24 protein-coding genes are annotated in these 23,068 nt (G+C 39.1%); 18 read left to right on the forward strand and 6 right to left on the reverse strand.

Annotated elements, in window-relative coordinates; translation table 11 throughout:
- Positions 1–19: 19 nt before the first annotated feature.
- Entirely contained in the window at positions 20–283 is a 264-nt protein-coding gene (locus IGI64_RS03660; RefSeq protein WP_010736059.1) for a type B 50S ribosomal protein L31, read from the forward strand.
- A gap of 191 nt (positions 284–474) precedes the next feature.
- Here IGI64_RS03660 and IGI64_RS03665 read toward each other — a convergent pair whose 3' ends face one another.
- On the reverse strand, positions 475–765 hold the full coding sequence (locus IGI64_RS03665) for an RNHCP domain-containing protein (RefSeq protein WP_429939514.1): 291 nt from the start codon (positions 763–765) through the stop codon (positions 475–477).
- Between the two features lie 657 nt (positions 766–1,422).
- On the opposite strand from IGI64_RS03665, the gene IGI64_RS03670 reads away from it, so the two are divergent.
- From IGI64_RS03670 to IGI64_RS03690, 5 genes are all read left to right on the forward strand, one after another.
- On the forward strand, positions 1,423–1,800 hold the full coding sequence (locus IGI64_RS03670) for a hypothetical protein (protein WP_429939515.1): 378 nt from the start codon (positions 1,423–1,425) through the stop codon (positions 1,798–1,800).
- A gap of 42 nt (positions 1,801–1,842) precedes the next feature.
- Positions 1,843–2,340 (forward strand): hypothetical protein, encoded by a 498-nt coding sequence (locus tag IGI64_RS03675; protein ID WP_429939516.1) that lies wholly within the window; start codon positions 1,843–1,845, stop codon positions 2,338–2,340.
- Complete coding sequence (locus tag IGI64_RS03680) at positions 2,324–3,607, forward strand: hypothetical protein (protein WP_429939517.1); 1,284 nt, start codon at positions 2,324–2,326, stop codon at positions 3,605–3,607. The genes IGI64_RS03675 and IGI64_RS03680 overlap by 17 nt, the downstream gene beginning before the upstream one ends.
- A gap of 13 nt (positions 3,608–3,620) precedes the next feature.
- Positions 3,621–4,262 (forward strand): ABC transporter ATP-binding protein, encoded by a 642-nt coding sequence (locus IGI64_RS03685; protein WP_429939518.1) that lies wholly within the window; start codon positions 3,621–3,623, stop codon positions 4,260–4,262.
- 164 nt (positions 4,263–4,426) lie between these two features.
- Positions 4,427–4,969 (forward strand): VanZ family protein, encoded by a 543-nt coding sequence (locus IGI64_RS03690; protein WP_429939519.1) that lies wholly within the window; start codon positions 4,427–4,429, stop codon positions 4,967–4,969.
- A 45-nt stretch (positions 4,970–5,014) separates the two neighbouring features.
- Here IGI64_RS03690 and IGI64_RS03695 read toward each other — a convergent pair whose 3' ends face one another.
- The 3 genes from IGI64_RS03695 to IGI64_RS03705 are packed head-to-tail and all read right to left on the reverse strand — an operon-like array spanning position 5,015 to position 8,258.
- Positions 5,015–5,815: a TPM domain-containing protein gene (locus IGI64_RS03695; RefSeq protein ID WP_429939520.1), complete on the reverse strand. Its 801-nt coding sequence runs from the start codon at positions 5,813–5,815 to the stop codon at positions 5,015–5,017.
- On the reverse strand, positions 5,812–6,978 hold the full coding sequence (locus IGI64_RS03700; RefSeq protein ID WP_429939521.1) for a TFIIB-type zinc ribbon-containing protein: 1,167 nt from the start codon (positions 6,976–6,978) through the stop codon (positions 5,812–5,814). The genes IGI64_RS03695 and IGI64_RS03700 overlap by 4 nt, the downstream gene beginning before the upstream one ends.
- A gap of 20 nt (positions 6,979–6,998) precedes the next feature.
- On the reverse strand, positions 6,999–8,258 hold the full coding sequence (locus IGI64_RS03705) for an SPFH domain-containing protein (protein ID WP_016624200.1): 1,260 nt from the start codon (positions 8,256–8,258) through the stop codon (positions 6,999–7,001).
- 252 nt (positions 8,259–8,510) lie between these two features.
- On the opposite strand from IGI64_RS03705, the gene dnaX reads away from it, so the two are divergent.
- The 10 genes from dnaX to dinB all read left to right on the forward strand — a co-directional run bounded on the left by dnaX (position 8,511) and on the right by dinB (position 16,702).
- Complete coding sequence (dnaX, locus tag IGI64_RS03710; protein WP_429939522.1) at positions 8,511–10,238, forward strand: DNA polymerase III subunit gamma/tau; 1,728 nt, start codon at positions 8,511–8,513, stop codon at positions 10,236–10,238.
- Between the two features lie 25 nt (positions 10,239–10,263).
- Positions 10,264–10,575: a YbaB/EbfC family nucleoid-associated protein gene (locus IGI64_RS03715; protein WP_016624198.1), complete on the forward strand. Its 312-nt coding sequence runs from the start codon at positions 10,264–10,266 to the stop codon at positions 10,573–10,575.
- A 24-nt stretch (positions 10,576–10,599) separates the two neighbouring features.
- On the forward strand, positions 10,600–11,196 hold the full coding sequence (gene recR, locus IGI64_RS03720) for a recombination mediator RecR (RefSeq protein ID WP_016624197.1): 597 nt from the start codon (positions 10,600–10,602) through the stop codon (positions 11,194–11,196).
- Positions 11,197–11,311: 115 nt separating this feature from the next.
- Positions 11,312–11,974 (forward strand): dTMP kinase, encoded by a 663-nt coding sequence (tmk, locus tag IGI64_RS03725; protein WP_429939523.1) that lies wholly within the window; start codon positions 11,312–11,314, stop codon positions 11,972–11,974.
- Positions 11,971–12,300, forward strand: coding sequence for a cyclic-di-AMP receptor (locus IGI64_RS03730; RefSeq protein ID WP_016624195.1), 330 nt, complete (start codon positions 11,971–11,973; stop codon positions 12,298–12,300). The genes tmk and IGI64_RS03730 overlap by 4 nt, the downstream gene beginning before the upstream one ends.
- A gap of 11 nt (positions 12,301–12,311) precedes the next feature.
- A complete protein-coding gene (gene holB, locus IGI64_RS03735; protein ID WP_429939524.1) occupies positions 12,312–13,262 on the forward strand; it encodes a DNA polymerase III subunit delta' in 951 nt (316 codons plus the stop codon).
- A 22-nt stretch (positions 13,263–13,284) separates the two neighbouring features.
- Positions 13,285–14,109: a PSP1 domain-containing protein gene (locus IGI64_RS03740; RefSeq protein WP_429939525.1), complete on the forward strand. Its 825-nt coding sequence runs from the start codon at positions 13,285–13,287 to the stop codon at positions 14,107–14,109.
- Entirely contained in the window at positions 14,102–14,449 is a 348-nt protein-coding gene (locus tag IGI64_RS03745) for a DNA replication initiation control protein YabA (protein WP_016624192.1), read from the forward strand. Before IGI64_RS03740 ends, IGI64_RS03745 begins: the two co-directional genes overlap by 8 nt.
- Before the next feature lie 119 nt (positions 14,450–14,568).
- Entirely contained in the window at positions 14,569–15,438 is an 870-nt protein-coding gene (rsmI, locus tag IGI64_RS03750; protein ID WP_429939526.1) for a 16S rRNA (cytidine(1402)-2'-O)-methyltransferase, read from the forward strand.
- Positions 15,439–15,592: 154 nt separating this feature from the next.
- Entirely contained in the window at positions 15,593–16,702 is a 1,110-nt protein-coding gene (gene dinB / locus IGI64_RS03755) for a DNA polymerase IV (protein WP_429939527.1), read from the forward strand.
- A 120-nt stretch (positions 16,703–16,822) separates the two neighbouring features.
- Here dinB and nrdG read toward each other — a convergent pair whose 3' ends face one another.
- Together nrdG and nrdD are read right to left on the reverse strand one after the other, a co-directional pair.
- Positions 16,823–17,425: an anaerobic ribonucleoside-triphosphate reductase activating protein gene (gene nrdG / locus IGI64_RS03760; RefSeq protein ID WP_429939528.1), complete on the reverse strand. Its 603-nt coding sequence runs from the start codon at positions 17,423–17,425 to the stop codon at positions 16,823–16,825.
- A 284-nt stretch (positions 17,426–17,709) separates the two neighbouring features.
- On the reverse strand, positions 17,710–19,899 hold the full coding sequence (gene nrdD, locus IGI64_RS03765; protein ID WP_429939529.1) for an anaerobic ribonucleoside-triphosphate reductase: 2,190 nt from the start codon (positions 19,897–19,899) through the stop codon (positions 17,710–17,712).
- Positions 19,900–20,198: 299 nt separating this feature from the next.
- On the opposite strand from nrdD, the gene IGI64_RS03770 reads away from it, so the two are divergent.
- Both IGI64_RS03770 and IGI64_RS03775 read left to right on the forward strand, forming a co-directional pair.
- Positions 20,199–20,966, forward strand: coding sequence for an ABC transporter ATP-binding protein (locus IGI64_RS03770; RefSeq protein WP_034862057.1), 768 nt, complete (start codon positions 20,199–20,201; stop codon positions 20,964–20,966).
- Entirely contained in the window at positions 20,956–22,998 is a 2,043-nt protein-coding gene (locus tag IGI64_RS03775) for an ABC transporter permease (RefSeq protein WP_429939530.1), read from the forward strand. The genes IGI64_RS03770 and IGI64_RS03775 overlap by 11 nt, the downstream gene beginning before the upstream one ends.
- Positions 22,999–23,068 lie beyond the last annotated feature (70 nt).

A 23,068-nucleotide genomic window follows, 5' to 3' on the forward strand; every position in this document is an offset into this window, starting at 1 on the left:
GGGCAAAGGAGCGAAAATCATGAAAGAAAATATCCATCCAGATTACCATCCAGTAGTATTCTTGGATTCAACAACAGGATTCAAATTTTTATCAGGTTCAACAAAAACTTCTCAAGAAACAGTTGAATGGGAAGACGGAAACACATATCCTGTTATCCGTGTCGAAGTAACTTCAGACTCACATCCATTCTACACTGGACGTCAAAAATTCACACAAGCAGACGGACGTGTGGACCGTTTCAACAAAAAATACGGTCTCAAAGACGAAAACGCTGCAGAATAATCAAATCATTGTTCGATCAATGTTTGGCAGACTATCTAATAAGGGTAGTCTGTTTTTTTGTTTTTAAATCCAATAAAAGAGAGCTGATAGATTAAATACCATCAGCTCTAGATAAAAAAGCGATCTTCACAATTGATTTTATCAGCTATGTTTTAACAAAAATAAAATCAAGTAAAGTTATTTTCAGATACCTATTCAATAAAACGGTCACTTTGCATTGTATTCTCTGCCACGATATTCCATTGCTCTTTTTTACATTTCATACATTGATGTTTCAATTGATAGCCTTTTTTACTCGTTTTTCGATAAGTAATAGGGCGCATCAAACCTAAACAATCATTTGAGCGATCGCCAGGGGAAACATCTACATGTAATGAAAATAAACAAAAGGGACAATGATTTCGATAAGAACCATTGGTCAATGGCAAGACTTCTTTAAAACAATTTGTACAAGTAAATCCACTATTTTCTTTTTTTCTCAACTTTGCTTTCCTCCAAAAATTGATTTTTTTGGAGAAAAGGGTTCCGTTAATTCTTTTGAACAGGCTTCTTTAAGTAGGGACAAATTCACCGCAGCATGCGATTACTTCTGCTTCCAGCTTCATAGAAATACTTCTAATCCGAACCTTTCATAGTTTTGTTTATTTATACTATGCACTGTGTTGCGGACTTACTCCACAACCCAGCAGTAAGTGTAGCTTAAAGTCACTGTCTTTATTGGCGTCGTCCCCTAGAAAGCGATGTCCAGAAAAGTAACAAAAATCATAATCACCTCTTTTCATTTCTATACCGAAAAAAATAGTTTTTATTCTCTAAGTGATCGTCTAAAATTTTTGACAATATACTGAGATACAAAAAGTTTATCATCTCTTGTCTAATAAAGGAGATGTTTTCGTAAACGTTATCAAAAATAGAGGATTTAAAATTGAAGATTATAGGTTCCTTGATACAGCTTTTAAATGTCTTTGTTTTTTAATTATATAAATTTCAAAAAATACTGTTTCTATTATAGTGTAAATGATATATTTATCTTAATGATAGTGATTTAAAAATTAAATAATATTGTTATTTTAAAATAGAAGGATCGTGTATCTGTCATAACATTATTTCCAAAAATTCACTCACTTAGGATGGTCCGTATGAAGAAAAGAAATAGTGCCCTTTTCGTTTTATTGATTTTAAGTACCAGTTTCTTGATCTTATTGATTGATATGTATCATACACGTCAAGAGAAATTGTCTCTTGAAAGTAATGATTTATATTCTGTAAATCATTTATTTGTAAAGGATACTTTTGCGAATATCGTTGAGGATATTTTTGAAGAAATAAAAGATCTAAACGTTTTCATTTCTTTAGAAAGTGAAAATAACGATGAAATCAGAGGCTACTTTTCTAAAGATTATTCTAGACAAAATTTTCCGATTAGCGAAGGAAGATTTTTCCAAGAAGAGGGAACGGATGAAGCGCTGATTGGAAGAGCTGTGGAAATCAATAAGATCAACGATAACGATTATTAAATATACAAAGATAAAAAGTATAAAGTAATCGGCTATCTGGGCTTGATTTCGCCAAGTTTTTTAGATCATACAGTTATTTTAAATGACACGAATCTTTTTCCTGATTCAAAACAATTTTTAGCAGTTGATGGCAAGGAAGTGCATAAGCAAAACACGTACGCTGAAGAAGATTTTTATCAAAAAAATGTGGGGCTCAACCGCAGGATAGGTAGCGATTTCTTTTCTCCGCTTCTCTATCTTTTAAGCTTGCTCGTTATTGTCTCAACGAGCATCATCGCTTCGTATGTAAGAATGATTGATTTAAGAAAAGAAAATCAGCTGAGATATATTTTGGGTGTTCCTTTCTATTCAAGATATTTTCGTCATGTTCGGCTGCTTTTACTTATCAGTGCTATTCCAATTGTTATATCAGCCATTTTTTCTAGAGGAGTTAGTTCAGTGTCAGGAATATTGGTGCTTCAACTATGTCTGTCTCTTACAATGCTTACATTATTTTTGATGAAAGAAGAAAAGGAGCTGCTGCATGGAATTACTCTATAATGTTAAAAAGAATGGACTAATCATATTAGTGAAATCTGTTATCTTGCTCCTTCTTTTGTTCTTGATCTATTTGTTATTTTCTTTTTCAAAAAATATAACTGCACAAATAGATAAAACAGCAGCAATCGGCGAAGGAAGAGAGTTATTTTCAATCGCGGATCAATTATCGAACCCAGAAGAATTTTTTGAATTTAGACAATCGAAAAATTCATTGGAAACTGTTCATTCATTCTATCAAAAATTAAATACAAACCAGCAGATCCATTATTTATCTGCCTTTCATCAGCCGTTGCAAATCGCGTCATTTAAAGGAAATGTGTCATTTGATTACCGCTATGGAGCAGACAGCGCTATTGAAGAATTAGGCCATTATGTTGATCCGCTTACGAACGAAGAAATATTTGATGCAAAAAGTTTTCAGGTCAATCAGCAATTTTTTGAATTTTACGCTATCGAGACTGAAAATGGAACATCATTTGATTGGAGTAATGTCAACTTTGATGAAAAAGTTCTGCCTATTTTTCTAGGTGCCGAATATAAACCGTACTATCGTGTAGGGGAAAAGTTGAAAGGTCGTTTTTATACAAGAGAATTTGAGTTTGAAGTAATAGATTTTTTGAAAGAAAATACGTCGGTCTTCTATAAAAATGAAATAAATAAATATTTAGATAGTTATATTTTGCTCGCTTATCCAGAAACATTGCCAACAATAACAGAACAAAATAAGGAATTTTACGGTATTCTGGCTTTTGCAATGTTTGGTGGTGATATTGTGTTAGATGAAGGTAAAGGATTTGATTTCTTGAACGCGCTTTTAGCGAGAACAGCAAAAGAAACTTCTTTTTATTCTTATACATTGTTAGGTATGTCTGCCTTTACGATGCAATATCAGAGGATGTATGAATTGATTAATTACAATTATTTATTGTTGTTGGTTATTTTTTTATGTATAGGATTGTTGACTATTCTGATTACTTTTTATTTGACTTACAAGATGTATGAACGCAGAAGACAAAGATATTATTTCTCTTATTTCAATGGAGAATGGGGCAGAAGAACCAAGTCTTTATTATTGTGGGATACTTTTTTAGGCAATAGTTTCGTGTTAGCTGTTTTTGCTGTCAGCTTTTTATTGATGCCAGTTAAAGATTATTCTACTTTTTTTATTATTTTTCTAGGCGGCATATGTTTAGGTACTCTTGATGCTGTTTTTTATTTTTCGTTCTATAACAAAGATATGAAAACAAACTTTAGAGCGTTGTATTGAAAGGGGAGATTATTTGATTGCCTTAAAAAAAATAACAAAGAAAATGCCTAAAACAGATTTTTTGTTGTTTGATCAATTGGATTTTGAAATGAAAGAGGCTGATTCGATAGCGTTAACAGGGCGAAGCGGTTCAGGAAAAAGCACTTTATTGAGGATTTTAGCGGGGATGGATACAGATTATGAAGGAATCTATACTTTTGAAAAACAAAAGGTGAGTAAAAAAACAAAAGAAAATATATGTTTCAGAAGAGAAAATATAGGTATCATTACTCAAAAATATCATTTGTTAGATGATCGAAATGTTCAAGCAAATCTTGCACTTGCATTCACTGGAAAGAAAGAAAAAGCAGCTCGAATCCAAGAAATATTAGAGGTAGTTGGGCTTTCTGGTTATATGTCTAAAAAAGTGTCCGAACTTTCTGGCGGTGAAGCTCAGCGTGTAGCCATCGCTCGAGCGCTAATCAAAAGACCCAAGATTTTGTTGGCGGATGAACCCACAGGCGCACTGGACTCGAAAACAGAACAAGAAGTGCTTCAGCTGTTTCTGCGTGTCAAACAACTGGGGACAAAACTGATTATTGTTACACATAGTCCGGCAGTTGCAAAAATCTGTAATCAGCAATATACATTGGAGAATGGGAAATTACGTTTTTAAAAGCAGCGCGTAGAGCCGCAATAACTAAATTTACCTAAAGAGTTTAAAAGAAAAGATAAAAAAACAAAAACAGCTGTTTCTAAGCTTCTTGCTAGTGTAAACTAAATGCTGTCATACTGGTGATTTAGAAATGCTAGTTCAGTAAATGCCAAAGGAGCTGCTTTATGAAAAACAACAAACGAACTGTTTTGTTTACTATCTATATTTTAGTTATTTTCTGGGTATTATTATTTAAATTTTCGGTTTCTGTCACAGAAATAACGGAAATGTACAATCCATTGCGCGCCCATATCAATTGGGTTCCATTTGGCGAATCGGCAATGATCAATGGGCAAGTTTCTTACGCGGAATGGCTTTTGAACTTTTTGATATTTGTTCCATTCGGTATCTTGCTGCAATTGGCACGCAAGAATATAGCCTTCAGCTTTTTACTGATGTTGGGGTTGAGTGTGCTGATTGAAAGTGCGCAATACATTTTCAGTTTAGGTGCCACAGATATAACAGATGTGATCACCAATGTTTCAGGAGGGGGCTTTGGGCTACTGCTTTGTGGTTTCTTTCGACTGATTCTATCTGAGAGAATAGCAGATAGATTTCTGATGGGCTGTCTCTATGCAGGAGTGTTCCTGATCATTCTTCTTGTTCTGTTCTTTTTGCTGCAGCATTATACCGCTATTCGTTTACCTATTCGATTAAAATTTACTTAAAAAAGGACAACGGCTTAAAAGCCGCTGTCCTTTTTTATTGAATGATCAAAAACTGCGACCACCGCCGCCAAATGTTCCGCCGCCACTGGAATGGGTAGTACTTCCGCCGCCACCGCCGCTTCCTGGCGGTGGACTTTTTGGAATACGTCGGGTTGTGACAAATGAATTAGTCAATCGGTCGGTTTTATCTGTCAGTTTCAGAGAAGCTTTTTCTCGAAATGGATAACTGTAGGTCTTGAATTTCAGCTGATATTTAGAAATCGTAATGAAATAAAAGGCAATACTTAGCCCAGCTGCTAAACCTAAAGCTATGATGATCTCGAAGACAGTCAATGTTTTATACCGAGTGATTTTACCGGTCTCTTCATCCACACGGTAATGGCCGCCGGGAACACCATCTTCAACATATTCTTGGGCTTTTGTCAGATAAGCTTTTGCTGCTTCAAAATAATTTTGGTTAGACATTTGGTCGTAGACATCATCCAAAATCGAATCGATTCGGCTGTCTGTCAAATAATCGATCATATTGCCAGAAGTTGAAATATAGATTTCCCGCTGATTCATATCCAAGAGCAAGACAGAGCCGTTTTGGTCATTGCCGATTTGCTGGCGGAGATAATCATCTGCAAAATCGCGAGGTTCTTCTGTATTCGTGGCAGTTGTCACAATAAATACATTTCCTTTGATTTTTTCATTCAAAGGAGCAGCTTGCTGTTCCAGCTCTTGGATTTGTTCAGCTGTAAAAAGTTGTGCTTGGTCATCCACCGTTGCTGCTTGTGCACTCGTCGGCAGAGAAAAAAGGATCAGCAGCAAGCCGAGAAGGGACCATTTCAATGTTTTGCTCATATGAAGTAGCCTCCAATCAAGAACAAGACAGCAAGGGCTGTGAAGATCCCTAAAGCTGTAAAGCCTAGTTTCTTTTTGCTGACAGGCAGGACGCCGCTTACTTTTCCAGTTTGGCCATTCATTGCATAGTAGTATACTTTTTTGCTTTTTTCGCTGCTGCGGTAAGTCACCAGCCAGACTGGGAGCAGGAGATAATGTTTTTCTTGTGAATCGATCGAGATCGACGTTTGGACATTGCTTAAATGATATCCAGAAGCTGTATCTTCTAATAACGTTTCGGAGTAATCTTTCAATTCATTTTCCAATTCGTTTTTCAGTGCTTCGTATTCGATGTCGCGTTTTTCAGCTTGAAAACCAGAGAGATATTGGCTTTTAAAGTCCACTGCTTTGTCTAGTTGGAAGGGTTGGACACCTTCGACCATTTTTTGCTGGACGTTTTTGGACAAAGCATTTTTTACCAACTCTTTGAAGGAGATTTCGCCATTTCTTCCTACGTCGAACTGTTTTGTTTCAGTATATTCGATATCTCCAACACGCCAAACACGTAAAATCGTTCCTCTGGCGGATAAAGAACCATTGACTTTTGCATCTGTTGCCCAATAAGGGAAATAAACACCGGTCAATTTTTCGATTTGTTCTTTATTGAAAAAAGCTTTCGGTACAAACCATTTTTTCTTGGTCCAAGCAAGAAACTTATTAACTGCTTCATCTTTCTCAATCATAAAAGGAAGCACTTTGTCAGGTAGAAACGCACCGCTCAAACGTCCAGAAAGCACAACTGGATTATGACAGTAATAGCAATAAGTCGCAGCTGTTGTTTGATCGGTGACGATTTCGGCGCCGCAGTTTGGACAGAGAAACAGATCCATCGTTTCTGAAGGGGCTTCTTCTGACAAGATTCCTGCTTCTTCAGCAGCTGCTTTTTCTTCAGCAGACATTTCTGACAGCTGTTCTTCTGCAGTAAATGTGAAAGCACCAGCATTGCCAGTATCTGGTTTTTCAGTTGCGCCGACAGTTCGAGCTTCTTCTTGTTTTTTTTCGTATTCACTGACTTCTTCTTCAGTAAAAATGCTTAGACAGTAATCGCAATGGAACTTTTGGTCTTTTGGATCGAAAGTCAGCGGACCGCCGCAATTGGGACATTTATGTGTAAGTACTTCCATCGACGAACGTCCTTTCTTTTTTAGTCAAGCGGGATTCCTTTGAATGGTTTGCCGCAATTCGGACAGAATTTTGGTATGCCGCCAGAAAGATCAATGACCTCACCGCATTCGCTGCATTTCATTTTTAAGGCTGGTTGGACATTTGGTGCTGGTTTTGTGGCACCGCAATTTGTGCAGAAGTTTCCTGTGTTTTCTGTTTGGCAGACAGGGCAAGTCCAAGTGTTTGTATCACCAGATGCTTCTTGCTGATTTTGTTTTTCTGCTTGTCTGCTTTGTTCTTGTTTGATCTGCTCTTGATTGCTTTGAGAAGATTGTGCTAAGTATGAGCCGTTTGCATTCATTCCCATTCCCATACCCATGAAACCAGTCATTGCGCCAGCTTCATTTTTTCCGGCAGCTTCCATTCCTCGAGCAACCGAACCTTGAACGTACCCTTCGCGAATACTTGGATCACCAAGCATGGCGCCTTCGTTACGCATGTTGATCAATTTGACAGAGTCGTCCGTGTAAGAAATACTTGCGACTGCGACAGAGACGATTTCCATTCCGCGAAGTTCTGTCCATGATTCGTCTAAAGCAGAAGCCATGTATTTGCTTAATTCTAAACTTTTCGATGGGACATAAGAGATTCGTTGACCATCTGCCGACATTTGGTTGATTGCTGCTTGAAGCGCAGTCAAGAATTCAGACAAGTACTGCTCATTGATATCTGCAAGTTCGACTTGGGTTTTGTTTTTTGGGATCGCATTGGTATAAAAAAGGATTGGATCTGTGATGCGAATCGAATAATTACCATGTGCACGCAAGAAAAGTTCTGCATTATAAAAACTGTCAAAATAATTCAGAGGTGCACTCGTACCAAATTTGATTCCTTTGATTTCTTGGAGATTGATATAAAAGACTTGTTGTTTCTGCGGAGTCACACCGCCAAACTTAAAGCGATCAAAAGTTTCAGCAATTGCTTCTTTCAATGAACCGTTGAACATAGAAGGGGCTAAGTTGTTTTGAACTGTATAGTAGCCTTCTTCTGCTGTATAATCGATGATTTTTCCGCCGTCAACGAGAAGCATCATCATATTTGGATAGACGTGAACGACTGATCCGTCTGTTAAAACGTCTTCTGTTCCTTTGCGGTTTGATCCGCGTTTGTCATCTTTTCGTACTTTGACACCTTTTGTCATGACTGTCGTGTCGCTCATATTATCTGGTTCGATGACTTCCAGCCACTGATCTGCTAGTCCTCCGCCAATCGTGCTTGAAGCTGCTTTAATAAGTCCCATTTGAAAATCCTCCTTTGAAAAAATAAAATCTTTGATTGGTCTTATTATATCATAGGTGAGGAGGTGGGAGCAGTATGTTCTGCTTCGGCGCCGACGAACAAAAATGTCACGTTTGCTTTTGTGTTTCCAGGTATTTTTAGTGTGTATAAAGAGAAGTTGAAGTCCAGAAAAACATCGATCGTTTAGTGGTTTTTTTTAGTGAAATCACGTATAATAAGTACTAGCGAATTTTTCAAATAAGGGGGAATCAACATGGCATATCAAGCACTTTACCGCGTTTGGCGATCACAGCGTTTTGATGATATCGTTGGACAAAAAGCGGTCACACAGACATTGAAAAATGCTATCGTTTCCCATAAAACTTCTCATGCGTATCTGTTTACCGGACCGCGTGGGACAGGAAAGACAAGTGCCGCCAAGATTTTTGCCAAAGCAATCAACTGTCCGAACAGTGTAGACGGCGAACCTTGCAATCACTGTGAAATGTGTTTATCGATTACTGCTGGGACACAAGAAGATGTGATTGAGATCGATGCAGCGAGCAACAATGGTGTCGAAGAGATCCGCTTTATTCGTGATCGGGCAAATTATGCACCGACGAAAGCTTCTTACAAAGTCTATATCATCGATGAAGTACATATGCTTTCAACTGGGGCATTCAATGCATTATTGAAGACCTTGGAAGAACCAAAAGAGCATGTGATTTTCATTTTAGCAACGACTGAACCGCACAAGATCCCAGCGACGATTATTTCTCGTACGCAGCGGTTTGATTTCAAACGAATCAGTGCAGCTGATATCGTGGAACATTTAGCTTATATTTTGAAAAAAACTGAAACATCTTATGAGGAGCCGGCACTGGGCGTGATTGCTCGAGCAGCAGAAGGCGGGATGCGTGACGCGTTGAGTATCATGGATCAGGCGATTTCTTTTAGTGACGGCACAGTTACTTTAAATGATGCCATGCAAGTGACAGGAAGTCTGACTTATGAGATGATGGACAGCTACTTGACCGCCTGCAAAGAAAAAGATGTGACCAAAGCATTGGAAACATTGGAGAACATCCTTTCTGCTGGAAAAGAAGCACGGCGATTTCTGGAAGATCTTTTGCAGTACTGCCGTGATTTGCTGATGTATCAGCAAGCACCGAAAATGGTCGAAGAAAAAACAAGCCAAATGACGGAAACATTCCGAACATTGGCGAAAGAGTTGTCACCACAGCAGCTTTTCTCAATGATCAAACTTTTGAGCGATACGCAAAACGAAATCCGCTTTACAAATAGTGCCACGATTTACTTAGAAGTAGCAACTGTCAAATTGGCACAAGCGTCCGCTGAAACAGCAGGTCCAGCAGAAGCGGCGGATCGGCAAATAGTAGACCAGCTGCAGAATCAGATTTCTGAGCTGAAAAAAGAATTGGATAATCTTAAAAACAATCAAGGGACACCTGCAGCAGCACAACCAGTACAGCCGACCGTTCAGAAAAAACAGCCAAGCGCTTACCGTGTGCCGACTGAACGTGTGTTTAATGTATTGCGTGAGGCAACCAAACAAGATCTGAATAATGTCAAAGATGTGTGGGATGATCTTTTGATGAGCTTATCTGTGACACAGCGTGCGATGCTCAAAGCAAGTGAACCCGTCGCTGCAGGTCCAACTGGTTTAGTGATTTCCTTTGATTATGAGATTGTTTGTCAACGAGCAGCAAACGATGAAGAATTGAAATTGGCCTTACACAATAATCTCAGCCGGATGATCCGAGATTATGCGCCGGATCCTGTGTGTATTACACAAGAGAGCTGGCCGGAGCTGAGAAAAAATTATTTGATCCAAAATAAAGAAAAACAAGCAGAGTCATTTGCACCAGAAACAACAGACGAATCGATCGAATTGCTGCCGCAAGAAGAGGAACAGGAAGAATTAGTAGTTTCTAAAGCAGCGGAGTTGTTTGGTTCAAATGTAACAGTGCTGGATGACTAAGAAGACATAAAGGAGAGAAAACGATATGATGCGCGGAATGGGCAATATGCAAGGTATGATGAAACAAATGCAGAAAATGCAAAAAGAAATGGTGAAAAACCAAGAAATCTTAAACAATACAGAATTCACTGGTGAAGCAACAAACAAACTAGTAACAGTGACGTTCACTGGTGACCGAAATATGAAAGATATCTCGATCAATGAAGGCGTCGTTGATCCAGAAGATACAGAAATGCTGCAAGATCTAGTGATCATGGCAGTCAATGATGCTTTAGCTAAAATCGAAAAAGAAACAGAAAAAACAATGGGAAAATATACTAAAGGATTAGGAATGTAATCTTTAGTAAAGGAGTAGTGACACATGCAATATCCAGAACCGATCGCCAAATTGATCGACAGTTACATGAAGCTTCCAGGGATCGGACAAAAAACGGCTACACGGTTAGCCTTTTACACGATCGATATGAAAGAAGAAGTCGTCAACGAATTCGCAAAGTCATTACTCAGTGTAAAACGTGATCTTCATTTTTGCAGCATCTGCGGCAATATCACTGAAGAAGACCCATGCGAGATTTGTCAAGATAAGACGAGAGATAGAAGTATCATCTTAGTCGTTGAAGAACCAAAAGACGTGATGGCAATGGAGAAGATGCGTGAGTATCGCGGTCTTTACCATGTGCTCCACGGGGTTTTGTCACCAATGGAAGGAACAGGACCAGAAGATATCAATATCGCACCTTTACTGCAACGGCTCCATGATGAAGAAGTCAAAGAAGTGATTATTGCGACAAATGCAACGACAGAAGGCGAAGCTACAGCAATGTATTTGTCTCGTTTGATCAAACCAGCCGGCATCAAAGTCACACGTCTGGCACACGGATTGTCTGTTGGTTCGGATATCGAATATGCAGATGAAGTCACATTGTTAAAAGCAGTGGAAGGACGCCGCGAACTATAAAACAGCCGAACGATGCAGACTTGAAAAACAACATTCAAGTCTGCAGCTTCTAACGTTTTGATTTAAATGAATTTTCCGATACAATAAATGTGTGAGGATAGATGGAGGCAAAAACGTGAATGGATTGTTTATCACCATTGAAGGACCAGACGGAGCTGGAAAAACCAGTATTTTGAATGAGTTGTATCCGTTATTGAAAAAAGCAGCGAAAACAGAAGTTATTAAAACAAGAGAGCCGGGTGGTATCCCTATTGCAGAAGAGATTCGTGCCGTGATCCTTGATCCAAAAAATGATCGAATGGATGAACGGACGGAAGCATTGCTTTACGCAGCTGCGAGAAGACAGCATCTTGTGGAAAAAGTATTGCCTGCTTTAGCAGAAGGACACATCGTTTTGTGTGACCGTTTCGTTGACAGCTCTTTAGCTTATCAAGGCGCAGGAAGAAGAATCGGAGTTGCCGAGATTGCTAAAATGAATGAGTTTGCAACTGAAGGAACAACACCGGATTTCACCTTGTACTTGGACGTAGATTCAGACACAGGTTTACGTCGAATCCAAGAAAACAGACAAAATCAAATCGATCGGTTAGATTCTGAAGGATTAGAATTCCATCAGCGTGTGCGTCATGCATATTTGAAACTGGCAGAAGAATATCCAGAACGTATCCATAAGATCGATGCTCGTCAAAGTTTTGAGACCGTACTGGAAAACAGCTATTTCGCCATTGTCGAACAATATCCGCAATTTTTTGAAAATCAGGAAGGTGACAGAATATGAAACTTATTTTAGCAATCATCCAAGACAAAGACAGCAATCGTTTGGCAAATGAATTTATTGACGCAAATATCCGTGCAACAAAACTATCCTCTACTGGCGGCTTTCTAAAAGCAGGAAACAGTACCTTTATCATTGGTATCGAAGACGAGCGTGTAGACGAAACACTCGAATTGATCAAAAAAACATGTGAATCACGTAAACAATTTGTTTCAACACCGGTAACCCTGGACATCTCGATGGATGGACAAGTACCTTATCCTGTGGAAGTAGAAGTAGGCGGAGCCACTGTTTTCGTACTGCCGGTTGAAGGATTCCATCACTATTGATAGGAGGAGCTATGGAGAACGAAGCATTTTCAAGCCTAGCTCAAAATCAGCCTTTAGTTTATCAGCAATTACAGAAAAGTTTTGAGCATGGGCGTCTCGCTCATGCTTATCTTTTTGAGGGCGAAAAAGGAACAGGCAAACATGAGATAGGTCTATGGTTAGCACAACATTTATTTTGTACACAAATGAAAGAAAACCAACCGTGCGGAATCTGCAATAATTGCCGTCGGATCCAGCAAAATGAACATCCTGACGTGGTTGTCGTCCAGCCAGAAGGTCAAACGATCAAAGTAGACCAGATTCGTTATCTGCAATCAGAATTCAGCCGCAGCGGCTATGAATCCAAAAAGAAAGTCTTTTTGATCAAAGATGCAGAAAAAATGAATATCGCAGCTGCGAACAGTTTGTTGAAATTTTTAGAAGAACCGCAAGGACAGTTCCTTGCTATTTTGGAAACAGATGCGTTGGGTCGTATCTTGCCGACGATCCAATCACGTTGTCAAGTACTTCATTTTCAAGAATTATCAAAACCTGCTCTCGTGAAAAGACTGCAAAAAGAGGAGATTTCATTAGAAAAAGCCCAACTTTTAGCTTTCTTAACAAACAGTTTCGGAAAAGCAGTTGAAATCTCTCAAGATGAATGGTTTAATGAGGCTAAGGACACGATTCGGCAATGGTTTTCTTATTTGATCGAATCAGATCCTCAAGCGTTCATCTATGTCCAAAAGAAGATGACAAAGGTTTTCAAAGAAAAAGAACAGCAATTTTCAGCACTTTCAATGTTGTTGTTTTATTTTCAAGAAGCCCAACGCAAAGCAGTCTCGCAGAATGAACGTGCGCGAATAAAATCGACGAACCAAACGATTGAACGCATTCTTTCAGCGGAACAGAAATTGAGAAGCAATGTCAGTTTCCAATCCGTTGCGGAACAGCTCGCTCTGCAAGTAGTTTTTAGTCTTTAAAGAATGGCAAGGGAGGATGGAAATGACTGAAGTAGTAGGCGTTCGCTATCGAGAAGCTGGGCATATCTATTATTTTGCACCAGACGGCTCTGAATATTTTTATAATGACAAGGTATTGGTCGAATCGCAGCAAACCTTACATATCGCAACGGTTGCCATCCCTAAACAAGAACTTGCTCCAGAAGATTTGCCGGCAGAGTTAAGCCCGATTTTGCATAAAGCAACAACGAAGGAATTGATCCAAGAACAAAAAAATCGAAACGATGCTATGAAAGCATTCGATATCGGCAAACAAAAAATCCGCGAACATGGATTAGAAATGAAATTAGTCAAAGTAGAATATACATTTGACCGCAGTAAAATGATTTTTTCGTTTACTGCAGACGGCAGGATCGATTTTCGCCAACTGGTCAAAGAACTTGCAGGTATTTTTCGCACGAGGATCGAATTGCGTCAAATCGGTGTGAGAGATGAAGCAAAACTTATCGGAGGAATAGGCCCTTGCGGCAGGCAGCTATGCTGTTCGACGTTTTTAGGAGATTTCATTCCTGTATCGATAAAAATGGCAAAAGACCAAGGATTAGCATTGAATCCCGCGAAAATTTCCGGGTTATGCGGACGGCTGATGTGCTGTTTGCAATATGAGAATGATGAATATGAATCGGCCAAAAAAGAACTCCCAGATTTTGGTCAGATGATCGAGACACCAGACGGCAGCGGAAAAGTGGTAGGTCTAAACCTGCTGAGCCGTCTTGTAAAAATTCGATTAATAGGGCGGGAAACCCCTGTCGAATATGAATGGGATGAACTAAAAGAACTCGTCCAAGCAGGTGATATCAATGGATAAACGATCATTATACGACGGCTTGAACCAATTAGAATCAGAGCTGCGGAATACGTTAACAGAATTAGTCGAAATGAAAAATGCATTGCATGAGATCGTGGAAAAAAATACGACTCTTGAAATGGAAAACCAGCGTCTGCGCGAACACATCAGAGAATTGAATCAAGTAGCGGAAGCACCTGCAGAACGGGTCAAACAAGAATTATCTAAATCAAGGATGAATTTAGAGAAAATCTATGAAGAAGGATTCCATGTTTGTTATGATCTCTACGGTTCCCGCAGAGAAAATGATGAGCCTTGTGCTTTTTGCTTAGAAGTAATCTATCGTGAGAGCGGACGCTAATAAAAAAGAGAAATTGTTCATTAAACAAAACGGATTTCTGTATAAATGAATTATGCAGGATATAAAAAGGCTGGAACAAGGCGAGAGTTTTGTCCAGCCTCTTTTTGATGGAGGAAGAAATGAAAAAACAAAAAAGCTTCAAGGGACAGTACGAGACCGGCACTCTTTACCTTGTTCCGACCCCAATTGGTAATTTAGAAGATATGAGCTTCCGCAGTGTCCAAACGCTGAAAGACGCGGACCTGATCGCCAGCGAAGATACACGAAACACACAAAAGCTGCTCAATCATTTTGAGATCCAGACACCGCAAAAAAGTTTGCATGAACATAACTACAAAGAACGGATTCCTCAATTGCTGGAATTTTTGCAAGATGGAAAATCGATCGCACAAGTCAGCGATGCAGGCATGCCTTCGATTAGTGACCCTGGCCATGAACTAGTGACAGCTTGTATTGAACAAGATATTCCTGTTGTTTCGCTGCCTGGACCAACTGCTGGAATGACCGCATTAGTCGCTTCGGGGCTTTCACCGCAGCCTTTTTTGTTTTATGGTTTCTTGCCAAGAAAGAAAAAAGAACAGCAGCTTGCTTTGACACAACTAAAAGAGCATGAAGAGACATTGATTTTCTATGAATCTCCTTATCGTTTGACAAGTACATTGGAAAATTTTCTAGCTGTGTTTGGAAATCGGCAAGTTGTTTTGTGTCGTGAATTGACGAAAATCCATGAAGAATATTTGCGCGGATCCGTTGAAGAACTACTAGCTTATTTAGAAGAAACGCCCGTAAAAGGGGAATGCTGTTTAATGGTTTCTGGAAATACAGAAGAAGAAGCCGTTGAAGTCACAGATAAAACATTGAAAGAGCAAGTAGAAGAACGCATTGCAGAAGGTATGAAAACCAATGCAGCAATCAAAGAAGTAGCTGTAAAAAATGGGATAAAAAAACAAGAAGTGTATCGTCAGTTCCACGAATTAGATGCAGAGTGATTTGGTAAAAGTCATCAGTTAAGAAGGTTGCGGCATAGGCCGCAACCTTTTTTTCTCCTTTGTTCATTGGCTTTTTCTTAAACTTAGAAAAACAAACGATTAATAATTGTAAAGGAACAAATGTTCTTATATAATGAACAGTGAGGTGGGGAAGATGGAACTGCGATTTCCGTTACGTAATGATACGTCAAGAAAAATCATCCATATCGATATGGATGCGTTTTTTGCTTCAGTTGAAGAAAGAGATGATCCTAGTTTAAAAGGATTTCCTTTAGTCATTGCTCGACATCCAAGTGATACAGGCGGACGGGGCGTAGTGACTACAGCAAATTACGCTGCACGAAAATACGGGATCCATTCGGCAATGAGTGCGCAAAAAGCATTTGAGCTGTGCCCTCAAGCAATCTTCAAACCAGGAGATTATGAAAAATACCGCGAGATTTCTCAAATCGTCCGCGAAATCTTTCATCGCTATACAGATGTAGTGGAGCCTGTCAGTATCGATGAAGCTTATCTGGATGTCACAGTCAATAAAATCAACTGCAAATCCGCGATCAAGATTGCACGAATGATCCAAGCTGATATCTGGGAAGCAGTCCAGCTGACATGCTCAGCTGGTGTAAGCTACAATAAATTTTTGGCGAAACTTGCTTCGGACTATCAAAAACCCCAAGGAATCACCGTTGTTACGCCCAACGATGCGCAAGTTTTTTTAAAGAGTCTGCCGATTGAAAAATTTCACGGAGTAGGAAAGAAAACTGTTCCTCGGATGCACGAATTAGGGATTTTTAATGGACAAGATCTCTATGAGCGAAGCGAAATGGAAATGATCCAGCTTTTTGGGAAAATGGGCTATTCTCTTTATCGAAAAGTTCGAGGCATCCATGATTCTCCAGTAACCGTCAGCAGAGAGCGGAAATCAGTCGGAAAAGAACACACGTATGGACAGCCATTACGGACCGAAGAAGAAGTACTGGCACAGTTGCGGCAATTAGCTGAAAAAGTCGAAAATTCATTGAAAAGAGTCCAAAAACACGGCAAAACTGTGGTATTGAAAGTTCGTTATACTGATTATTCGACAGTCACAAAACGCGTGACTTTGCCAGAATATGTCCATAAAAAAGAAGAGCTGTTTTATCAAGCAAGCTTGATCTGGGAAGAAGTCCTGGGCGTCGAAAAAGGGATTCGACTCCTAGGCATCACATTGACGAATCTTGATCCAATGACCTATGAGAATATCGTGCTGCCATTATGGGAACACTAAAAAACATCGCGCCAGCAAAAAAGACGCGGTGTTTTTCTGCAGAATTCGATTCTAAATCCAGACATCAAAAAGACCGACACTAAATAAGTGTCGGTCTTTTTGACATGGTTTCTGCAGATTTTATATTAATTCTTGTTTTTTGATGGTTTCATATTCTGTATCTGCATCTTTGCATTTTGACCAAATAACGGCTTTATTTTCAGCTAATGAACGGGGGACATCGATGATCCGCTGATTGCTGCTTCCGCGAAATTGAAGTTGCAAGTTCTTTTTTGTGATATCAAAACGTCCGTCAACTAAAATATCGATCAAGGATAACAGTTCTTTCTTATCCTCGGAATCAACCATCAATTCTTCAAAAGTATAACCGCTCCATGACCAGATATCTTTCGTGTGGCCAAATTCTTCGCGGATACGTTTTACCACACGCAAAGCAACATTTGTATTCAAAAATGGCTCGCCGCCTAATAATGTAAGTCCTTGGACATAATCGTGGCGAAGATCTTCAATGATCCGTTCTTCTAATTCAGGGGTGAACGGCTGTCCATACCGAAAATTTTGTGCCGCTTTGTTGAAACAACCTTCACAAGCAAACAAGCAGCCGCTGACATATAAACTATTTCGGACACCTTCGCCATCGACAAAGTTGAACGCTTTATAATCGGCAATGTAGTCTTGGCTATATTCTTCGGCAAGCCATTCTTTGGGTTTTGGATTCCTCATAAAAAAACTTCTTTCCTTGTTTGATAAAACGAAACAGCAGAGATCTATGTGTTCGCAACATTGCTTCTGCGGAATTAAGTCTGACAAATTAAAAATATGAAAAGCTATTTCCAATTGGTCATTCTTAATTCTTGAAGCAGATCATGCTGCTCACAACCTCTACCTAAACGGTGTTCACAAAGCTGACTTTCGGCAATAAGCTTTTGCAAAATAAAATGTGAAGAACCATTTCATTTTGCAAAAGAGTCTTATTGCTCAAGTCATACCGCTTTGCTCACAACCTCTTACATATGCTTCACTCGTGACGATATCTCTTTATGGCGGCCATGCACCATTGGTCTTGCTTGCGGATTTCCCAGATAGCCGCATGTTCGTTTCACAACATCACATGTTTTAGGATCGTGGTTTCCGCATTGCGGGCATTCAAAGCCGCGTTCTGTTGGAGTGAAGTCTCCTTCAAAGCCGCAAGCGTAGCAGTGATCGATTGGTGTATTTGTTCCAAGATAACCGACTTTATCATAAGCATAATCCCATACAGCTTCTAGTGCTTTTGGATTTTGCTGAAGGACAGGATACTCGCAATAATGGATGAATCCGCCAGAACAATATTGCGGATAATCTTTTTCAAAGTCTAGTTTTTCAAATGGTGTTGGATTTTTTCGTACATCATAATGGAAACTATTTGTATAATATTCTTTATCTGTAATATTTTCGATTACACCGAATTTTTCAGTATCCAAGCGGCAGAAGCGATCTGTTAAGCTTTCACTAGGTGTAGAATATACACTGAAATGGTAGCCGTATTCATTTCCCCACGCGTCTGCTTTTGCTTTCAATTCTCTTAAAATATCTAAAGTAAATTCTTTCGCTTCAGGATTCTTTTCCCATTCACCGCCGAAAAAGGCAGAAGCTGCTTCATATAGACCGATATAACCAAGTGAAACAGTTGCCCGTTTATTTTTGAATAATTCATCTACAGCATCTGTTCGAGACAAACGTTTGCCGAATGCACCATACATGTACAAAATCGGAGCATTGGCCGGGATTGCTTCTTTACAGCGATTTACACGATAAACTAAAGCATCTTTCATTGTTGCTAGACGTTCAGAAAGAAGGGTCCAGAATTTTTCTTGGTCTCCTTTTGCTTCAATGGCGATTCGAGGCAAGTTTAATGTCACAACACCTAAATTCATTCGTCCTACGTTGATTTCTTCATCATTTTCATCTTTCCATCCTTGAAGGAAAGAACGACAGCCCATCGGTACTTTGAAACTGCCAGTCAATTCTACGATCTTGTCATAGTTCAAGATATCTGGATACATCCGTTTTGTTGCACATTCTAAAGCTAACTGCTTGATGTCGTAATTTGGATCGGCAGAATCAAGATTGACACCGCTTTTTAGGGTGAAAATCAATTTAGGGAAGATTGCTGTGCGTTTTTCGCTGCCTAAACCATTGATTCGATTTTGCAAAATCGCTTTTTGGATCTCACGTTCAAACCAATTTGTGCCTAAACCAAAGCCAAGTGATGTGAAAGGTGTTTGGCCGTTTGACGTAAATAACGTATTGATCTCATATTCCAGACTTTGCATAGCGTCAAAGATATCTTTTCTGGTTTTTGTTTTTGCATATTCTTCTTGGCGTTCAGGATTTTCGATCCATTCTTTTGCATCCGCTAAGTGTTTTTGATAATTCAATTCTGCAAAAGGTGCTAATAATTCATCCGTACGGTCAGCAGAACAGCCGCCATACTGACTAGAAGCAACATTGGCGATGATCTGAGAGATTTGCGCTGTTGCTGTTTGGATCGATTTTGGGGACTCGACTTCGGCATTACCGATTTTGAAGCCGTTATTCAACATACCTTTGAAATCGATCAGACAACAGTTCGTCATTGGCGTATATGGATGGTAATCTAAATCGTGATAATGGATATCGCCTTTTTGATGCGCATTGGCTACATGAGGCGGCAGCATTTTCAACCCAATCGATTTTCCAACGATTCCGGCAGTCAAATCTCTTTGTGTATTGAAAACGTTGCTGTCTTTATTTGCATTTTCATTGACCACTGTTTGGTCTTTGTTGATCAGTTTTTCGATGGAGAAATTGATATCTGTTGCTTGGCTGCGCTGAAAATCTCGTCTGGTGCGGTAACGGATATATTCTTCAGCCAATTCGTATTCATTTTTTTCCAATAACATATGTTCGACGATATTTTGGATTTCATAGATTTTGATATCTTGTGAAAAACGTTCTTGGATCTCTTTTACGACAAGTCCGACAATCATTTGGATTTTTTCATACGCTAATGGGGACAATGTGCCATGGATCTTTTTCTCTGCTTTGACTAAAGCAGCCAAGATTTTCTGGTCATCAAAAGCGACAGATCGACCGTCACGTTTGATGATCTTTAAACCAGCAGCACTTGTTGCAACTGCATCTTCTGTTTGTGGATTTTCTGCATACTCTAACATTGTATTATCAACTCCTGAATCATTTCTTCTTGTCTATCATAAAACAAAACGAAAAATGGAGCAACTATATATAGTGTGTACTTTATGTATAATTGTCTGTATATACTATATATGGTGTATATTTTATTGTGAAAAATTGTGAAAACGTAATGCGGCAAGGCTTGATATGAGGTGCAGGAAATAAAAATGAATAAAAAATTTTTGGATAAAGTTTACTTGTATGGAAGGTGACAAAAACTAAAGGGAAAAATATAAAAGAATATGCTACTATTCAAGTAATGAGAAAAGGAGGGAAACGATTGGAAAAAATGATCGAAGTAACACACCTAAGCAAAATCTACGGGAACAAAACAAATCCTGTCAAAGTATTAGATAATCTATCGTTTTCTGTAGAAGAGGGAGAGTTCGTCGGGATCATGGGTCCAAGCGGTGCTGGGAAAACAACCTTGATGAATATTTTATCCACGATCAGTTTGCCGACTATGGGAAGCGTCCAGATCCAGGGGCGGGAAATAACGAAGATGAAAAACAGTGAACTAAGCAGCTTTCGCCGAAAAGAGCTGGGGTTCATTTTTCAAGAATTCAATTTGATTGATACTTTAGATGCAAAAGATAACATCTTGCTGCCGTTAGCAGTTGAAAAACTGCCCAAAAAAGAAATCGACGAACGTGTAGAGCACGTTGCAAAACTTTTAGGCATCGAGTCTTTTTTGGATCATTATCCAGAAGAATTATCGGTAGGACAGCGGCAAAGAATCGCTGCGGCACGGGCATTGGTCGTTCATCCCAAAGTTATTTTTGCTGATGAACCAACAGGATCGCTGGATTCGAAATCAGCCACTGGATTATTAAATTATTTGACGATGATGAACGAAAAAGAAGCAGCTACGATTCTGATGGTCACCCACGACCCTTACACAGCCAGCTATTGCAATCGTATTCTATTTATCAAAGACGGCGTTATATTTTCAGAAGTCGTTCGGCGCGGCTCAAGGAAGGAATTTTTTGAAAAAGTGATCGATATGCAGGCAGCAATCGGAGGAGGTGGCAAACTAAATGCTCTATAAACTGGCCGCTAAAAGTTTTTTCCGCCAGTCACGAGGATACTTGGTCTACTTTTTCTGTATGACACTATCCGTTATGATCTATTATTCTTTTAATGCGATGACGTATGATCAGTCTCTGATTCGATTATCTGCCCAAAGTTTGGCTATCGACAATGTTTTGGGATTTGGGAATTTTTTGATTACCAGTCTGCTGATTTTCTTTATGTTTAGCGCCAATCGTTTTTTCTTGAACAAACGAATCAAAGAATTTGGGATCTATCAATTATTCGGAGTCAAAAAAAGTCAAGTCGCAGTCATTTATTGTATGGGGATCGCAGCAATCAGTTTTGTTTCTACTTGTTTAGGCATCTTGCTTGGCATCATTTTTTCAAAGCTTTTTGCAATGATTTTAGTCAAGATGATGCATCTTCAAGTTTCCACACCATTTTTTGTGTCGATTCCTTCGATTTACGGAACAATCACTCTTTTTTTCATCATCATGGCGGTGGTAGCGCTGCATTCGCTTTGGAAAATTTGGCTGCTGCCGATATTTCCTTCTTTTGAAGCGATGAAAAAGCCGTATAACAAAATGCGAAGTACCAAAAATTGGCAGTATTTTTTAGGGATCAGCGGAGTAGTATTGATTCTTTATGGTTATATAAGCGCATTGAGATTTCGCGATGTATTGACACAAATATTCATGGAACAGCTAAATCCATCATTGATTTTTCTTTATCCGCTGATGATTTTCTTTTGTTGTGTGTTAGGCACATATCTCTTTTTCAGCTATACTGCAAAAATCATTTCCTACAAGGTCAGCAGACAAAAGAGCAGCTACAAAGGTCTGCGCTTCTTGATCACGGGCAATACACGGATCCATCTGCTAAAAGGGAGAAGAACCAACACATTGATCACGGTCATCCTTGGTATTTCTTTGGCGATGATCGGCGGAGTGGCTTCGTTATCCACTTTCATGGTGCAGCAGGGAGAGTTCTTTAATCCAACTTCGTATCAAATGAGTCCTTCTGCAGCCAAAAAAGCAGCAACGATTCTTGCAGAAAACAATGAAACGAAAAAAGAGCTGATCATGAATTACAAGATTACTGGAAGTATGACGAATCTTGATATGGCAAATACAAATACAAATGAATTTCGTCTTGTAAATCTGGTTTCAGAAAAGGAATACCAACGATTCCGTCAAAATGTACCATCTGCACCAAAAATCAAGCTGAAAGGATCAAACAAAACAATCTTATTGGACGAACTGCAAACGACGATACGGAATTTCACGAATTATGGGTCAAATATTTATTTGCCCAATGAAGTTACTTTACAAATCCAAGAATTTTTGCCGGATTATCTAGGAGAATCTAGTCTGCGTTATGCTAGTCCAACACTGATCGTTTCCAATGAGCTTTATCAATCGTTGGAAGGGGCAGAATATCAGGTTGTTTACTGGAACATGAGCGAAGAAGAGGAACAATCGCTGAGCCAAATGATGAATCGTCAAATACCTGTCAAATGGTCAGATCCAATGTATTATCAGTATCAAATCCAAGGCACCAAACTAAACGGTGTAATCTCAACTACTGAAATGACATCAGAAATGCGAGGGGAAGGAACTGGCGAAATTTCTCGTACAAACTTTACTTCACGTTATGATAACTTGCGGAGAATCCATTTTTCGGCAGGTGTCTATCTATATGTCGCTTTATTTGTGGGGATGATCGTTGTTGTGACGACAGGAAGTATCTTAATGGTTCGGCAATTAGCGGAAGCAGAGGAAGAGCAAGACACATATATTTTGTTGTCAAAACTAGGGATTGGCAGAAAAGAAATCAATCAAATGATTTTCAAACAGAATGCAGTGTTGTTTTTTCCTCCAATGATTTTGGGTATCCTTCATGCTGTTTTTGCCATCAATGTTTACACCCAATACATCAAAACAGCTGATTACTGGTTGGCATACCTTGTTTGTGGTTTACTCATCGTTATTTATATGCTGCTGTATTATGCAACAAGCAAAGTCTATTGCCGGATCGTAGAAAATTGACCAATAAAAACAGAAAGTATAATTTTTTCGATAAGTAATGGTATAATTTTTTCAAATGACAAAAAAGGAG

This window comes from Enterococcus sp. DIV0210g (assembly GCF_050559705.1).
In the GTDB taxonomy this organism is placed as follows: domain Bacteria; phylum Bacillota; class Bacilli; order Lactobacillales; family Enterococcaceae; genus Enterococcus_B; species Enterococcus_B faecalis_A.